The organism is Rhodococcus yananensis (genome assembly GCF_020515525.1).
GTDB lineage: Bacteria > Actinomycetota > Actinomycetes > Mycobacteriales > Mycobacteriaceae > Rhodococcus > Rhodococcus yananensis.
Map to the genome: position 1 here is coordinate 1 of NZ_JAIYEP010000086.1, position 15,799 is coordinate 15,799.

General features: G+C 69.9%; 16 protein-coding genes and 1 pseudogene. 6 read left to right on the forward strand and 11 right to left on the reverse strand.

What is annotated here, in order from left to right:
• Positions 1 to 115: 115 nt before the first annotated feature.
• The 6 genes from LDQ05_RS16870 to LDQ05_RS16895 form a co-directional block, all read right to left on the reverse strand.
• On the reverse strand, positions 116 to 2,557 hold the full coding sequence (locus LDQ05_RS16870) for an FtsX-like permease family protein (RefSeq protein ID WP_226438111.1): 2,442 nt from the start codon (positions 2,555 to 2,557) through the stop codon (positions 116 to 118).
• Positions 2,554 to 3,330 (reverse strand): ABC transporter ATP-binding protein, encoded by a 777-nt coding sequence (locus LDQ05_RS16875; protein ID WP_226438112.1) that lies wholly within the window; start codon positions 3,328 to 3,330, stop codon positions 2,554 to 2,556. The genes LDQ05_RS16870 and LDQ05_RS16875 overlap by 4 nt, the downstream gene beginning before the upstream one ends.
• A gap of 103 nt (positions 3,331 to 3,433) precedes the next feature.
• Positions 3,434 to 4,135, reverse strand: a complete 702-nt coding sequence (locus tag LDQ05_RS16880) for a response regulator (protein ID WP_226438113.1) — start codon at positions 4,133 to 4,135, stop codon at positions 3,434 to 3,436.
• Complete coding sequence (locus tag LDQ05_RS19880; RefSeq protein ID WP_226438114.1) at positions 4,132 to 5,358, reverse strand: sensor histidine kinase; 1,227 nt, start codon at positions 5,356 to 5,358, stop codon at positions 4,132 to 4,134. The genes LDQ05_RS16880 and LDQ05_RS19880 overlap by 4 nt, the downstream gene beginning before the upstream one ends.
• A gap of 11 nt (positions 5,359 to 5,369) precedes the next feature.
• Positions 5,370 to 5,921: a 5-(carboxyamino)imidazole ribonucleotide mutase gene (purE, locus tag LDQ05_RS16890; protein ID WP_287221506.1), complete on the reverse strand. Its 552-nt coding sequence runs from the start codon at positions 5,919 to 5,921 to the stop codon at positions 5,370 to 5,372.
• Positions 5,879 to 7,150 carry a 5-(carboxyamino)imidazole ribonucleotide synthase gene (locus LDQ05_RS16895; protein ID WP_372461144.1) on the reverse strand — a complete coding sequence of 424 codons (1,272 nt, stop codon included), beginning with the start codon at positions 7,148 to 7,150 and terminating at the stop codon, positions 5,879 to 5,881. Before LDQ05_RS16895 ends, purE begins: the two co-directional genes overlap by 43 nt.
• A 223-nt stretch (positions 7,151 to 7,373) precedes the next feature.
• Here LDQ05_RS16895 and LDQ05_RS16900 point away from each other — a divergent pair, with 223 nt between their 5' ends.
• Positions 7,374 to 7,913 (forward strand): GtrA family protein, encoded by a 540-nt coding sequence (locus LDQ05_RS16900; RefSeq protein ID WP_226438115.1) that lies wholly within the window; start codon positions 7,374 to 7,376, stop codon positions 7,911 to 7,913.
• A gap of 26 nt (positions 7,914 to 7,939) precedes the next feature.
• Here LDQ05_RS16900 and LDQ05_RS16905 read toward each other — a convergent pair whose 3' ends face one another.
• From LDQ05_RS16905 to LDQ05_RS16920, 4 genes are all read right to left on the reverse strand, one after another.
• A complete protein-coding gene (locus tag LDQ05_RS16905; RefSeq protein WP_226438116.1) occupies positions 7,940 to 9,247 on the reverse strand; it encodes a sensor histidine kinase in 1,308 nt (435 codons plus the stop codon).
• An 11-nt stretch (positions 9,248 to 9,258) separates the two neighbouring features.
• Entirely contained in the window at positions 9,259 to 9,939 is a 681-nt protein-coding gene (locus LDQ05_RS16910; protein ID WP_226438117.1) for a response regulator transcription factor, read from the reverse strand.
• 84 nt (positions 9,940 to 10,023) lie between these two features.
• Positions 10,024 to 10,596 carry a PH domain-containing protein gene (locus tag LDQ05_RS16915; RefSeq protein WP_226438118.1) on the reverse strand — a complete coding sequence of 191 codons (573 nt, stop codon included), beginning with the start codon at positions 10,594 to 10,596 and terminating at the stop codon, positions 10,024 to 10,026.
• Between the two features lie 45 nt (positions 10,597 to 10,641).
• A complete protein-coding gene (locus tag LDQ05_RS16920) occupies positions 10,642 to 11,523 on the reverse strand; it encodes a biotin--[acetyl-CoA-carboxylase] ligase (protein ID WP_226438119.1) in 882 nt (293 codons plus the stop codon).
• A gap of 116 nt (positions 11,524 to 11,639) precedes the next feature.
• Here LDQ05_RS16920 and LDQ05_RS16925 point away from each other — a divergent pair, with 116 nt between their 5' ends.
• From LDQ05_RS16925 to LDQ05_RS16935, 3 genes are read left to right on the forward strand one after another with little or no spacing between them, the layout of a single operon-like run.
• Positions 11,640 to 13,280, forward strand: coding sequence for an acyl-CoA carboxylase subunit beta (locus LDQ05_RS16925; RefSeq protein ID WP_226438120.1), 1,641 nt, complete (start codon positions 11,640 to 11,642; stop codon positions 13,278 to 13,280).
• Positions 13,277 to 13,600: an acyl-CoA carboxylase subunit epsilon gene (locus LDQ05_RS16930; protein ID WP_226438121.1), complete on the forward strand. Its 324-nt coding sequence runs from the start codon at positions 13,277 to 13,279 to the stop codon at positions 13,598 to 13,600. Before LDQ05_RS16925 ends, LDQ05_RS16930 begins: the two co-directional genes overlap by 4 nt.
• A 2-nt stretch (positions 13,601 to 13,602) precedes the next feature.
• A complete protein-coding gene (locus tag LDQ05_RS16935) occupies positions 13,603 to 14,241 on the forward strand; it encodes a Maf family protein (RefSeq protein WP_226438122.1) in 639 nt (212 codons plus the stop codon).
• 28 nt (positions 14,242 to 14,269) lie between these two features.
• Here LDQ05_RS16935 and LDQ05_RS16940 read toward each other — a convergent pair whose 3' ends face one another.
• Positions 14,270 to 14,656 (reverse strand): group III truncated hemoglobin, encoded by a 387-nt coding sequence (locus tag LDQ05_RS16940; protein ID WP_226438123.1) that lies wholly within the window; start codon positions 14,654 to 14,656, stop codon positions 14,270 to 14,272.
• 141 nt (positions 14,657 to 14,797) lie between these two features.
• Here LDQ05_RS16940 and LDQ05_RS16945 point away from each other — a divergent pair, with 141 nt between their 5' ends.
• Positions 14,798 to 15,688, forward strand: a complete 891-nt coding sequence (locus tag LDQ05_RS16945) for a sulfurtransferase (protein ID WP_226438124.1) — start codon at positions 14,798 to 14,800, stop codon at positions 15,686 to 15,688.
• Positions 15,685 to 15,799: pseudogene (locus LDQ05_RS16950) on the forward strand (cysteine desulfuration protein SufE); the annotation flags it as partial. The gene LDQ05_RS16945 and the pseudogene LDQ05_RS16950, both read left to right, overlap by 4 nt.

Below are 15,799 nucleotides of genomic sequence, written 5' to 3' on the forward strand. Positions count from 1 at the left end.
CACACGCAAGAAGTTCGCCTCGTCGATCCTGCCGGCCTGGGCCCGCAAGTCCACCCCGGTGTCCGAGGTGCTGCCGCTGCTGTACCTGCAAAACGCGCACGGGTGGGGTGGCGGATCAGGTGAGGGCGGCCAACGCCGCAACCGGCGGGATCCTGCTCGCGCGCCGCGCCGGCAGCACGGAGGCGATCACCCCCGCTGCGCCACCCGCGAGCACGATCGCGACCAGCTGCAGCCACGGCACCGCACCGAGACCGACATGCGACGCACCGACCACTGACGCGGTACCCGCCGCACCGAGCACCAGGCCGAGCAGAACACCCAGCGCCGACGCGACACCCGCGATGATCACCGCCTCCCCGATCAGGAGGTTCCGCACACCCGCGCGCGACAGGCCGACCGCCCGCAGCACGCCGGTCTCCCGCCGACGTTCGAGCACCGACAACGCCATGGTGTTGCCGACGCCGATCAACGCGATCAGCACCGCCACCGACAGCAATCCACCGACGATCAGGAGCATCGTGTCGAGCACCTTGCCGAGCATCTGCCGCATCGCGACCGCACCCACGACGTCGGCTCCCGGTACCGTGTCCGCGGCCACCCGCGACAACTCGTCCGTCACCGCGACCAGTTCCGCGTCCGACAGTCCGTCCGCCAACCGCAGCCACACCGTGTCGGATCGCACCGCCCCCGCGATCCCGCGTAGATCCGCGATGTCGAGCATGTCGACGCCACGCTCGGACACCCGGACCGTCGACGCCATCGAGCCGGCCCCTCCGTCGACGGTGACGCGCTCGCCGTCGGACACGCCCAGTGTCTCCGCGAGTTCGGGTTCCACCACGATCGTGCCGGGTCCCGGAAACAGCACCTCGTCGCGCACGGTGGCCTCCGCCGACGCCGGATCGACTCCCCGCACGGAGAATTCGGTTTCCCCGATCGCGATGTCGGCGGTGGCGACCGCCGTCGCCGCGCTCACTCCGTCGACCTCCGCGAACCGCCCCACCGCGGACGACGTGATCTCCCCGGACGACGACGTCACCGCCACGTCGACGGGAAAGTTCTCGTCGATCACTGCGGGCGCACCCGCTTTCAACGTGCCGATACCCACCACGATCGTGGACGTGAGCGTCACCCCGATGAACAGCGCGGTCGCGGTGGACGCGGTTCGGCGCGGATTGCGGCGTGCGTTCCCGGCGGCGAGCGACGCCACCGGCCCACCGAACCGCGCGACAGCAGCACCGAGCGCACCCACGGCCGCCGGAACCAGCCGCCGCGACGCCAACACCACCCCGACGAACACGAGCAACCCACCGGGACACGCGACCAGAACGTCGGCCGTCGCGACACCGACCCCGAGGAGCACCACACCACCGCCGATCGTCACCGCCGCCGCGATCCGCCGCAGCCACGACCCGGCGACGGGCTCGGGCTGCGTCTCGAGCGGATGCAACGCCGCCAGCGCCGGCACCCGGGTCGCCGCGCGCGCCGGACCACCGGCCGCGCACACCGTCACGGCCGTCCCGAGCATCAGCCCGGCGATCACGGTCGCGGGCGTGACGGCGATCGATGTCAACGGCAGCGGCACGGCCGCGGCGCGGGCCGCGGCGACGACCGCGGCCGCCAGTGCGACACCGGCGACGACACCGAGCAGGGCGGACACGAATCCGACGACGAGCGCTTCGCTGCCGACGCTGCGACGCACCTGCCGCGCGGACACACCGACGCACCGCATCAGTGCGAGTTCACGGGTGCGCGCGGCGAGCAGCACCGCGAAGGTGTTCGCGATGACCAGGCCCGCGACGACCACGGCGATCGCGGCGAAGCACAGCAGGATGTTGCGCAGCAACGCGACATCCCCGATGTGCGCGTCGGCGACCGCGGTGGCCCGATCCGGACCCGAGACGACGTCGACACCGGGCACGGCCGCCGCGACCGCGTCGACGGCGTCGCTGCCGAGCACCCGCAGCTGCCAGTCTCCGTCGCCCCCGATCCACCGGCGGACCTGGTCCACCTCACCGAACAGCAGGCCGGAATCCAGGGCATCCGGGGAACCGGTGAGGTCGACGACGCCCACGACGGTCACCGTCACCGGGGTGGCCGCGTCGTCCGCACCGGACAGCGTGAGCACGTCACCGACGACATGGCTCGACGACGACCCGACCGCCACTTCACCGACGGCGGCGGGCATCCGCCCCTGCGACAGTCGTTGCCAGCGCAGAGCACCGTCTGTCGCGATCGACGTCGCGGTGCCGTATGCGGGTGGCCCGTCGGTACCGGTGACACGGACGGCCCCGGTGGTGTCCAGAGCGACGTCGGTCATGCCCGGCGTCGCCGACACCGCGGCGGTCAGCGCGTCCGCGTCGAGACCCGAATCACCGGCGGTCACCACTGCCGACACGCCTTCGTACTGTGCTGCAGTCGATTTCGTGATCGACGAGTTGATCGTGTCGCCGAGGACGAGGGTGGTGACGACGAACGCGACGGCCACGAGCACCGCGACCGCCGATGCGACGTATCGGCCGCGGTGAGCACGGACCTGCGCCAGGACCAGGTGTCTCATCGCGTCACCACCGGCGCACCGAGTTCCCGCATCGCGTCGAGGACGGTATCGGCCGTCGGATGCGGGATCTCTCCCGCGAGCCTGCCGTCGGCGAGCAGCACCACCCGATCCGAGTACGACGCCGCCACCGGGTCGTGCGTCACCATCACCACGGTCTGCCCCATCTCGCGCACGCTCGACCGCAGCAATGCCAGTACCTCGGCGCCGGCATGCGAATCGAGGTTGCCGGTGGGCTCGTCCGCGAAGATCACGTCGGGCTGCGGCAACAACGCCCGCGCCACCGCGACCCGCTGCTGTTGACCACCGGACATCTCGTGCGGGCGGTGGTCGAGGCGATCGGTGAGACCGAGCCGCCCGACCACTTCCGCGAACCACCCCTCCGCGGGTTCGGTGCCCGCGAGGCGCAACGGCAGCAGCATGTTGTCGCGGGCGGTGAGCACCGGAAGCAGGTTGAAGGCCTGGAAGACGAAGCCGATCCGGTCGCGCCGCAGCGCGGTGAGCACGTCGTCGGAGGCCGCACCGATCTCGACGTCGGCACGACCGGAGTCACCGTGGAGCACGACGCTGCCGCCGTCGACCCGGTCCAGTCCTGCGAGCACGTGCATGAGCGTGGACTTACCGGAGCCGGACGGCCCCATGATCGCGGTGAAACGTCCCCGCTCGAACGCGACGGACACACCGCTCAGGGCCCGCACCTCGGCGGCGCCGCTGCCGTACACACGGACCACTTCCCGGGCCGAGCAGGCCGGTACGAAAACACTGGTCGAAGTCATGAGTCGACGCTACGAAGGCGGCGGCGCCGACACATCGGAGCGCGGTGCGATCCTCGTCCGCGACCGTGTCATACCCCGGTAGGACCCGTATCCGTCCCCGGGCCTATCCGCCCGAGCCGAGGAGGTCGTCCGGTCGAACCAACCCGGCGCGGAACGCGAACAGCACAGCCTGCACGCGGTCGCGGGATCCGGTCTTCGCGAGTACCCGCCCGACATGCGTCTTGACCGTGGCCTCCGACAACACGAATCGTTCGGCGATCTCGCCGTTCGTCAGGCCGTGCGCCATCGCGGTGAGCACCTCGAGTTCACGCGGGGTCAGGTCGGTCTCCTCCGCCCTCGGCGGGACCGACGATGCGATCCTCCCGAGCAGCGGCGAGACATGCTGCAGCAGACGACGTGTCGCGCGCGGAGCCATCACCGCGTCACCGCGGTGAACGGTGCGCACGGCGGCGAGCAGTTCCTCCGGCGGCGCGTCCTTGAGCAGGAACCCGCTCGCACCCGCGGCGATCGCCTGCATCACGTAGTCGTCGTTGTCGAAGGTGGTGAGCACCACCACCTTCGGCGCAGCAGGTGCGGTGAGCAAGGTGCGTGTCGCGGTGATCCCGTCGACACGCGGCATCTGCACGTCCATCAGGACGACGTCGACATCGACCCGCGCCAGATCGTCGAGTGCGGCTGCACCGTCCGATGATTCGGCGACGACGACGATGTCCGACTGCGATTCGAGCACCATACGGAAGCCGGCTCGCACGAGTTGCTGATCGTCGACGAGCGCGACACGGATGGGCGGAGCGGGTTCGGTCACGTCGCCTGCCCAGGATCTCGGTGCTTCGACGGGGACCTCGGTGCTTCGACGGGGATCTCGGCGCGGACCCGGAACCCACCGCCCGGTCGCGGACCGGTCAGCGCACGACCACCGTGCAGGCGGGCGCGTTCCTCGATGCCCGTCAGCCCCTGTCCGCCCGGGCGGGATTCGACCAGCGCCGCGGCGCCGCGGCCGTCGTCGACGATCTCCACGGTCACCGTGTCGGGCCGCCACGTCAACGTGACGGCGGTGAGCGCGCGCGGTCCCGCGTGCTTGAGCACGTTCGTCAAGGATTCCTGCACGATCCGGTACACCGAGAGTCCCGGTCCGGCGGTGATCTCCCGTGGATCCCCGGTGACGGTGTACGTCACGTCGAGACCGCTCGCGCGCATCCGGTCGACGAGCACACCGATCTCGCGGACGCCCGGTGTCGTGGTGAACTCCCGCCGGTCGTCGTCGCGCAACACCGACAGCAGCGACCGCATGTCCGTGAGCGCGCGGCGACCCGTGTCGGAGATCGTGGACAGCGCACCGACCGCGGCCGACGGATCGGAGGTGGCGACGTACCGGCCACCGTCCGCCTGCGCGATGATCGCCGTCAACGAGTGCGCGACGATGTCGTGCATCTCGCGGGCTATGCGCGTGCGCTCCTGCGTCGCAGCGAGTTCCGCCTCCTTGACACGCTCCACCTCGAGCAGCCTGTTGCGCTCGGTGAGCGCCTCGACCTCCCGCACCCGCAGGCCACGCATCCGGCCGAACGCCCATACACCGGCGACGAACAACCCGACCGTCGTCGCCGACACGACCATGTCCGTGCGGGTGCGCCCCTCGTAGTCCCCGAAGTAACGCACACCGGCCAGTGCGCCGCCGATCATCGCCAGGGCGAGCGCACCGACGGCGACCCGTCGCGGCGCGTAGGCCGCAAGCGCGTAGATCGCCGTGGGCACGGCGAACGGTGCCACCGGCGACATCTCCGGCAGCACCGCGAGGTGAACGAACGCGACCGCGGCGACGACCGCTCCCGCGACCACCGGCCGGGTACGGCGCCACGCGAGCGGCACGCACAGACCGAGTACGAAGCCGGCATCGACCCCCGACCCGCCGGAACCCACGGTCACGGCGAGACCGAAGGCGGTGAGCAGACCGGACCAGACCGCATCGACGGCGGGTACGTGGGTGCGGCTCCAGCGGTGCCACCGCTCGAACGGGGTCCTCGATGCCACGGCGCGGTCCGTCAGCCGAGCAGCTTCTGCCGCAGCGCTTCGTCCTTGTCGAGCACCATCTTCTCGAGACCGGCCTGGAACAGTTCCATCCGCTCCCGCAGCGCCGTGTCGCTCGCGCCGAGGATCCGCGCGGCCAGCAGACCCGCATTGCGGGCCCCACCGATCGACACGGTCGCGACCGGGACACCGGCGGGCATCTGCACGATCGACAACAGCGAGTCCATGCCGTCGAGGTACTTCAACGGAACGGGCACGCCGATCACCGGCAGTGCCGTCGCCGACGCGACCATCCCGGGCAGGTGTGCAGCGCCACCCGCCCCCGCGATGATGACCTTGATGCCGCGGTCCGCGGCAGTGCGCGCGTAATCGAGCATGCGTTGCGGGGTGCGATGCGCGGAGACGACCCCGACCTCGAACCGGATCCCGAACTCGGCAAGCGCCTCGGCGGCGGCCTCCATCGTCGGCCAGTCCGAGTCACTGCCCATGATCAGGCCGACCTGCGCGCCCCGTGTGGTGTCGGTCACCGCTTCTCTCCCGTGTGTTCGTTCCAGCCATCGGTCCATTGCGCGTGCGCGAGCCAGTGCGCCGCGCGTTCCGCCCGCTCCCGTACCGCGGCGACGTACGCCGCGTCGTCGAGCGAACCCGAGGGATCACCCAGCACGTTGACGTGCCCGATCTTGCGGTCCTTGCGTTCGCCCTTGCCGTACAGGTGCACGTGCACGTCGGGCATGCGGGCGAACAGGTGGTGCAACCGCTCGTCCATGCTCATGGCGGGCGCTTCGGGGGCACCGAGCACGTTGGCCATCACCGTCACCGGGGCGAGCGGGGTCGTGTCGCCGAGCGGATAGTCCAGGACGGCACGCAGGTGCTGTTCGAACTGGCCGGTGCGGGCACCGTCCATGCCCCAGTGACCCGAATTGTGTGGACGCATCGCGAGTTCGTTGACGATCAGTTCCCCGGTCCGTGTCTCGAACAGTTCGACGGCCATCACCCCGACGACACCGAGCTCACCGGCGATGCGCAACGCGAGCTGCTCCGCGGCGGCGGACACGTCGGCGGGCAGGTCCGGGGCGGGCGCGATCACCACGGAGCACTGACCGTCGCGCTGCACCGTCTCGACGACGGGCCAGCTGGCGCCCTGCCCGAACGGGGACCGCGCGACCATCGCGGAGAGCTCGCGGCGCCACTCGACCTTCTCCTCGGCGAGCAGCGGCACATCACGTCCGAGCTGGTCGGCGACGATCCCGGCCAGTTCGTCGGCGTCCTCGACGATCCACACCCCCCGGCCGTCGTACCCGCCGCGCGCAGCCTTGAGCACGAACGGCCACCCCAGGTGCTCGCGGGCCGTCACGATGTCGTCGACGGAGGTGATCTCCGCGAACTTCGGCATCGGTGCGCCGAGCTCACCGAGCCGCTTACGCATGACGATCTTGTCCTGCGCGTGGATCAGGGCCTGCGGTGGCGGGAGCACCGCCACACCTTCACGCTGCAACACCTCGAGGTGTTCGGTGGGCACGCCTTCGTGGTCGAACGTCAGCGCGTGTGCGCCGGTCGCGGCGCGGCGCAGTGCGTCGAGGTCGTTGTGGCTGCCGAGGACCACGTCGGGGCTGACCTGGGCCGCCGGTTCGTCGGTGTCCGCGGCGAGTACCCGCAGTGTCTGCCCCAACGCGATCGCCGCCTGATGGGTCATGCGTGCGAGCTGACCGCCACCGATCATCGTGACCACCGGCATCGTGGTGGTCAGCGAACGCGTGGGTTCGGGGCGGGAGGGTGAATCAGGTGTAGCCGTCACGGCTGTCCATGGTGTCACAGTCGGCGTCCGCCCCCGTTCGGCGCGGTCCGATGCGTCGGCTCGGGCCGGTCCGAACGTGCGACCCGATCCGTTTCACCGCGTCGATCCGGGCTGTTTCGGAAAGATTCGGGAGGAGAATTCCGAATCGTCACCTTCCTGTGGTAATTCTGAAAATTTTCGTCCGATGCGCGCAATACGTGCGCGGTTTCGTAGACTCGACCGAGTGTCCGTCGTCGATGATGTCCTGAGCCGAGTACCCGCACCCGCGCGGGAACTACTGATCCGTCACCGCGAGCTGATCAAGTTCGCGATCGTCGGGGGCACCACGTTCGTCATCGACTCGGGGATCTTCTACACCCTCAAGCTCACGGTCCTCGAAGAGAAACCGGTGACCGCGAAGATCATCGCCGGCGTCATCGCGGTGATCTGCTCGTACATCCTCAACCGCGAGTGGTCGTTCAAGAACCGCGGTGGGCGCGAACGGGCCCACGAGGCATTCCTCTTCTTCTTCGTCAGCGGTATCGGCGTGGTGCTGAGCTTCATCCCGCTGTGGATCTCCAGCTACGTGTTCAACCTGCGTGTGCCCGAGGTCAGTCTCACCGTCGAGAACATCGCCGACTTCATCAGCGCCTACATCATCGGCAACCTGCTGCAGATGATCTTCCGGTTCTACTGCTTCCGCCGCTTCGTCTTCCCCGAGGAGACCGCGTCGGAGACCACCGACGTCGACGAACTCGCCGAAGAAGACCTCGACCGCGCCTGACCACACCGCCGCGGAACACACCGGGCTCACCGTGGTTCGCGGACCCCGTCCGGCAGGACCGCGACCCGCTCGCGCGCGGTGCCCAGGAACATCGCGAACAACGCCGGCCGACGACGCTGCAGTTCGAGTCGGCCGCCGTCGGCCTCCGTCAGCGCCCGCGCCAACGCCAGCCCCACCCCGGTCGATCCACCACCGGAGACCCCCCGATCGAAGACGTGCGGTGCCAGTTCGTCGCTCACACCCTCCCCCTCGTCGGCGACCTCCACGCACACCGTCGCGTCGCCGCGGGTCGTGACCCGACGGACCGACACGGTGCAGGTGCCCCCGCCGTGTACGAGCGCGTTGTCCACGAGTACCGCGGCCGCCTCCCGCAGCCGCGGCGCCGTCACCGACGATCGCAGCGACGGGTCACCGCGCAGCACCAGATCACGTGACTCGTCGTGGTAGCGGCCCCGCCAGTCGGCGATCACCCCGGCCAGCTCACCCACCACCGACACCTCGGTGCGCAGTTCGGCCCCGCTGGCGCGGGACTGTCGCACGAGGTCGTCGATCGCGGTGGTGAGCCTGTCCACCTGCGCCATCGCAGCGTCCGCCTCCTCCACGACCGCCGGATCGCGGTGCGCGGACAGCTCGTCGAGCCGCAACCGGATCGCCGTCATCCGCGACCGGAGTTGATGCGACACGTCACCGACGAGCGCGTGCTCACGCTGCAATCGGCCGGCGATCTCCTCGGCCGCCGAGTCCAGCACATCCGACACCCGATCCAGCTCGACGATCCCGTATCGCTGCGGCACCGTCCGGAAGTCGCCGCGCGCCAGCCGCGCCGCGCGGCCCGCGACCTCCCGCAGCGGGTCGGACAGGCGCCGTGCCGTCGCGACCGCCACGAGCGCCCCCACGACGACCGAGAGCAGCACCAGCAGGGTCACGCCGCCGAGAACCTGGTGTTGCAGCGTACGCACCCTCTCACCGGGAATCTCCATGCGTAGCGAACCCGATGTGCCCATCGACAGGGATTCGACGAGCGGATCCATCACGACCCCCGCCCCGATGTCGAGCCGCGCCGCCTCGTTCTCCGGGGTGGGATACACCACGACGACACGTCCGTCGTCGGGGACGAGCAGACGCACAGTGCTGGTGTCGAGGCCACCGACGACGAGACCGTCGCTGCCCTCCTGCGCGATGATCTCCTCGGACATCCGACCGAGCCGTTCCTGCATGTCGCGGCGAGCGGTGTCCTCCACGAACAGGTAGGCGGTGTAGGCGAGCGGTAGCCCGAGAAGCAGTGCCACGAGCAGCATCGTGGCGAGGACTGCGTTGAGGATGCGGTTGCGCATCGCGGTCCCCGTCAGTCGGCGTTGAGCCGGAATCCGACGCCGCGCACCGTGGCGATGCGCCGTTCACCGGCCGGGCCCTCGTCGCCGATCTTCCTGCGCAACCACGACATGTGCATGTCGAGTGTCTTCGACCCGCGGAGCTCGACGTCGCCCCACACTTCCTCGAGGATCTCGTCGCGGGAGACGACCTGCCCCGCGTGTTCGAGGAGCACCCGCAGCAGCTCGTACTCCTTGTTCGCGAGCGTCACCTCGGTGCCGTTCACCAGGACGCGGCGCGCCGCCCGCTCGAGCCGGATGTCGGAGACCTCGACGACGTCCTCGGAATCGCCGCCCCGGCGCCGCAGCAGGGCGCGCACCCGCGCCATCAGTTCGGCGAGCCGGAACGGTTTGCCCACGTAGTCGTCGGCACCGGCGTCGAGGCCCACGACGAAGTCGACCTCGTCGGTGCGCGCGGTGAGCATGAGCACCGGAAGATCGGACCGGTTGGCCCGCAACTGCCGGCACACTTCGAGCCCGTCCATGCCGGGCAGTCCGAGGTCGAGGATGAGCAGGTCGTAGTCGCCCGACAGGGCGCTCGCGAGGGCACTCGTCCCGTTGTCCTCGACCGTCACCTCGTATCCCTCGCGGCCGAGCGCGCGGGACAGGGGCGCGGCGATGGCGTCGTCGTCTTCGACGAGGAGGACTGCGGTCACGTCGACCACATTACGGACCGACGGGCCCGTCGCGCGGTGGGGACGCGCGGATCTGCGTCCGGGTCACGAGTCCGCGCGTCCCACTCACCACACCGTGCGTCGCCGGTCGTGATCGGAGGATCCGTCCTCCGGCCGACCGGTCGCGCGGTCTCGGCCGCCGTCGCCGGGCACGTCGAACGCGTTGCGGTACAGGAGCGAGTGCACGGCCTCGACGTCGGGGATGTCGTCGAACTCCAGCGGGTCGTCGGCCGCGGAGACGATGACGAGCGTGCCGGTACGCAGGATCCGGTCGACGAGCCCGTGCCGGAACTGCACGTTGCTGATGCGCCCCATCGGGATGTCGATACCCGTGTGGGTGACCACGCCCTGACGCACGAGCACTCTGCGGTCGGTGACGATGAAGTGGGTGCTGAGCCAGCGCACGACCTGCGGCACGCAGCGCCAGGCCAGGACTGCGATCCACAGCACCGCGACGGCGACGGTCAGCACCGTCGACGCGGTGCCCTCGAGTCTGCTTCCGGCCACCCCGAGGAGGTAACCGGCGAGGGCCGTGGACACGAGCAGCAACACCACCGGTGCGATCAGCATCTTCCAGTGCGGATGGCGGTGCAGCAGCAGCGCCTCGTCGGGTGCGAGGGCATCCTCCGGGTATCCCATGCGCCCACGATGGCACATGCTCGACGGTCCCCGGCGCGGCCGGGATCAGACGGGACGCAGGTGGGTGATGTCGCCGGCTGCGATCGCGACGGGTTCACCGTCGCCGTCCGGGAGGATGACGATCCGGCCCTGTTCGTCGATGTCGACGGCTTCACCGTGCAGTTCGGTGTCGCCCGGCAGGATCGCCCGCACCCGTTTGCCGATGGTGCTGCAGCGCTGCCGGTACGCGTCGGCGGCGACGGTGGGATCCCAGCCGTGCCGTTCCCACTGCCGCATCCGGTCGGCGAACGCCGCGAGCAGCGCCTCGGCCAGGTGGGTGCGGTCGAGGTCGCGGGCCCCGGCGAGCCACAGTGACGTCGCGGTGGGAACCGGCAGTTCGTCCTCGGTCAGCGAGACGTTCAATCCGACACCCGAGACGACGGTGGGGACCGGGGAGGTGGACGCGACCTCGACGAGGATGCCGGCGAGCTTGCGCCCGTCGACGAGAACATCGTTGGGCCACTTGAGCTCCGCGGGAACCCCGGTGACCTCGCGGACGGCGTCGACGGTCGCGATCCCGGTGAGCAGCGGGAGCCAGCCGAGGTCGGCGAGGGCCACGCCGGGTAGGCGGACGAGCACCGACACGATCACCTGCGCGCCCGGCACCCCGGCCCAGGGCCGGGCGTGCCGGCCTCGGCCACCCGTCTGGTGCTCGGCGAGCAGCACCCGACGATCGACGGGGGTCCCGGCCGTCGAGGAGGTATCGGCCAGCAGATCGGCGTTCGTCGACCCGGTCTCGGCGACCACGTCGACACGCGAGTAGAAGCCTGCGCCGGCGGGTGCGCCGGGGGTGTGCGGGTCGGTGTCCACGAGCACGCGCCGCAGGCGCGCCACGTCGAACGGCGCGCGCGGATCGGATGCGGGTGCGGTGTCGGAGTTCGAGCGCATCGCCCCAGCCTAGAGGGGCACCGGATCGATACCCGTCGGTAGCTTCAGTTGAATGATTCAACGCTCATGGACCTCCGTGCGGCGTCCACGTTTGACGATCGCTAAGCTGACTGCCCATGACCACTGTCCAGGAGCCGTCCGCGTCCGAGGCGGCGAGTACGCCCGATATCCACACCACCGCCGGCAAGCTGGCCGATCTGCGCAAGCGCCAGGCCGAGGCCAAGGCTCCGGTCGGCGAAGCTGCGATCGAGAAGGTCCACGCCAAGGGCAAGCTGACCGCCCGCGAACGCATCCACGCCCTCCTCGACGAGGGTTCGTTCGTCGAGCTCGACGCACTCGCCCGGCATCGCAGCACCAACTTCGGTCTCGCCGACAACCGCCCGACCGGCGACGGTGTCGTCACCGGCTACGGCACCGTGGACGGCCGCGACGTGTGCGTGTTCTCCCAGGACGCCAGTGTCTTCGGTGGCAGCCTCGGTGAGGTCTACGGCGAGAAGATCGTCAAGGTCATGGACCTGGCGTTGCGCACCGGACGCCCCCTCGTCGGCATCAACGAGGGCGCCGGCGCACGAATCCAGGAAGGTGTCGTCTCGCTCGGCCTCTACGGCGAGATCTTCCACCGCAACGTGCAGGCCTCCGGCGTGATCCCGCAGATCTCGCTGATCATGGGCCCCGCCGCCGGCGGCCACGTCTACTCCCCCGCACTGACCGACTTCGTGGTGATGGTCGACCAGACCAGCCAGATGTTCGTCACGGGCCCCGACGTCATCAAGACGGTCACGGGTGAGGACGTCACCATGGAGGACCTCGGTGGCGCGCACACCCACATGGTCAAGTCCGGTGTCGCCCACTACGTCGCCGAAGGCGAACAGGACGCCCTCGACTACGTCAAGGACCTGCTGTCCTACCTGCCGTCGAACAACCAGGCCGCCGCGCCGCGCACGCTGCCGACCGAGCCGATCGCCGGCGCCATCGAGGATTCGCTGACCGACGAGGATCTCGAACTCGACACGATCGTGCCCGATTCGGCGAACCAGCCGTACGACATGCACGAGGTCATCCGTCGTCTGCTCGACGACGACGAGTTCCTCGAGGTGCAGGCCGACCGCGCCAAGAACATCATCATCGGGTTCGGTCGCATCGACGGACGCAGCGTCGGCATCGTCGCGAACCAGCCGACGCAGTTCGCGGGGTGCCTGGACATCGACGCATCCGAGAAGGCCGCGCGATTCGTGCGCACCTGCGATGCGTTCAACGTCCCCATCGTCACGCTCGTCGACGTTCCCGGCTTCCTGCCCGGAACCGAGCAGGAGTACAACGGCATCATCCGTCGCGGCGCCAAGCTGCTCTACGCGTACGGCGAGGCGACCGTGGGGAAGATCACGGTCATCACCCGCAAGGCCTACGGCGGCGCATACGACGTCATGGGTTCGAAGCACATGGGTGCCGACGTCAACCTCGCGTGGCCCACCGCGCAGATCGCGGTCATGGGTGCGTCCGGCGCCGTCGGGTTCGTGTACCGCAAGCAGCTCAAGGACGCCGAAGCCAACGGTCAGGACGTCGAGGCGCTGCGCCTCGAGCTGCAGAACGAGTACGAGGACACCCTGGTGAACCCGTACGTCGCAGCCGAACGCGGCTACGTCGACGCGGTCATCCCGCCGTCGCACACCCGCGGCCAGATCGTGTCCGCACTGCGACTGCTCGAACGCAAGATGGTGTCGCTCCCGCCGAAGAAGCATGGGAACATTCCGCTGTGACCGCGACGACCGAGGAACAGATCATCACCGACGCAGAGCTCGACGCCGTGACCGCGGGTTTCACCGAGGACGCCGCGTCCGAGGCCGGCCCGGCGTCGGTTGCGCCGGAGACCACCCCCGCGGCGGCCGACATCCGGATCGTCAAGGGCAACCCGAGCGATGTCGAGATCGCGGCCCTCGTGTCCGTGCTCGCGACCGCCTCGGCATCCGCCGGGGCACCGGAGGGCGACGGCAAGCCGCCGGAGACATGGGGTGACCCCACCCGCATGCACCGGCAGCGGGCACCGTTCTCGCCGTACTCGTACCCCAACCTGGGCTGACGATGCCGAGACTGGTCCTCGCCTCGGCGTCGCCGGCGCGGCTGTCCGTGCTGCGCGGCGCCGGCGTGGACCCGCTCGTCCGGGTCTCGGGCGTCGACGAGGATGCGATCATCGCCGATCTCGGCCCGGACGCGGCCCCGGAGTCCGTCGTCACGTCGCTCGCACAGGCGAAGGCCGCGGACGTCGTGGCGTCCCTGACGGACACCGACCATGATGATCTCGTCGTCGTCGGATGCGACTCGATGCTGCTCGTCGACGGCGTCCTGCAGGGCAAACCCGGAACGGTCGAGGTCGCCCGGACCCGCTGGAAGGCCGTTGCCGGCCGGTCCGCGGTACTGCTCACCGGGCACAGTGTGCTGCGGGTGGTCGACGGCACCGTCGTGGCGCGGGCCGCCGACCACCGCGGCACCACCGTGCACTTCGGTACCCCGTCCGACGACGATCTCGAGGCGTACCTGTCGACCGGTGAACCGCTGCAGGTGGCGGGTGCGTTCACCCTCGACGGTCTCGGCGGCTGGTTCATCGAGGGCATCGACGGCGACCCGTCGTCGGTGATCGGAATCAGCCTGCCACTCGTCCGCGGTCTGCTCACCGACGTGGGAACGAACGTCGCAGCGCTGTGGGCCGCGAATCGCCCCTGACCCGTGCGCACGGGGCGGGTGGCGGGGGCTACGCGAGCGACCGCTGCAACGCCGCGACCATCGCACCGGCCTTCGTCTTGGCCCGTTCCGCGTCGGTGCCCTCGAACAACTCGTCGACGCTGTCGGTCCACAAACGCAGCCACCGCGCGAACCGGTCCGGTGTCAACCCGTACCGGCCGTGCAGGGCGCGGTGCACCGGCACGAAGGCACCCTCGTAGCGGGTGGTGCGGAACAGGATCTGCTCCCAGAAGTCTCCGACCGTCACCAGGTGTTCGTCGAGGCCGACGATGGCGACGACCTCGAAGGTGGGTTCGAGGAGCGGATCGACCATCGCACGCTCGTAGAACCGGCGCAGCAGCAGATCGAGGTCGCTACGGGAGGCGAGTTCGGGACGGGTCGGTCGGCTGCACGTCACGCCCACCGACGGTAGTACCCGCCCGCGCGCGAGGTGCCCCGACCGTCCCGGGCACGAGGTGCCCCGACGCTCGCGAGCGCGACGTCGCCCCGACGCTCTAGAATCGTCGGCGCACCCGCCACCACTGCCTCAGGAGCCACGTTGCCCGTCGGACCCGATCCCAACACCTCCTTCTCCGCGTACGCCGATCCCACCCGGCTCGTGTCCACCGAGTGGCTCTCCGCCCACCTCGGTCATCCCGAGGTCAAGGTCGTCGAATCCGACGAGGACGTCCTGCTCTACGACGTCGGTCACATCCCGGGCGCGGTGAAGATCGACTGGCATCTCGATCTCAACGACCCCGTCACCCGCGACTACATCGACGGCGAGGCCTTCGCCGCGCTCATGGATCGCAAGGGCATCCGACGCACCGATACCGTCGTGATCTACGGCGACAAGTCCAACTGGTGGGCCGCGTACGCCCTCTGGGTGTTCACGCTGTTCGGTCACGAGGACGTGCGTCTGCTCGACGGTGGTCGCGACGCATGGATCTCCGAGAACCGCGACACCACCCTCGACATCCCGGTCGCGACCACGAGCGGCTACCCGGTGGTCGCGCGGAACGACGCACCGATCCGCGCGTACAAGGACGACGTGCTCGCTCATCTCGGTGACGGCCCGCTCGTGGACGTCCGGTCTCCGCAGGAGTACACCGGCGAACGCACCCACATGCCCGACTATCCGGAGGAGGGCGCGCTGCGCGGCGGTCACATCCCCACCGCCGTGTCCATTCCGTGGGCCAAGGCCGCGGCCCCGGACGGACGGTTCCGGTCGCGCGCCGAACTCGACGAGATCTACGCCGATGTCGGCCGCGACGAGAGGGTCGTCGCCTACTGCCGGATCGGCGAGCGATCGAGCCACACCTGGTTCGTGCTCACCCACCTGCTCGGCTACCCGGACGTCCGCAACTACGACGGTTCGTGGACCGAGTGGGGCAACGCCGTGCGTGTGCCCATCGCCAAGGGCGAGGAACCCGGAGACGCCCCCGCATGAGCCTGCCCGATCCCCTCGCCGAGATCGTCGACGACTTCGCCGCGGTCGACGGCCAGGACAAGATCCAGCTGCTGCTCGAGTTCGGCCGGGAGCTGCCGGCGCTCCCGGCCG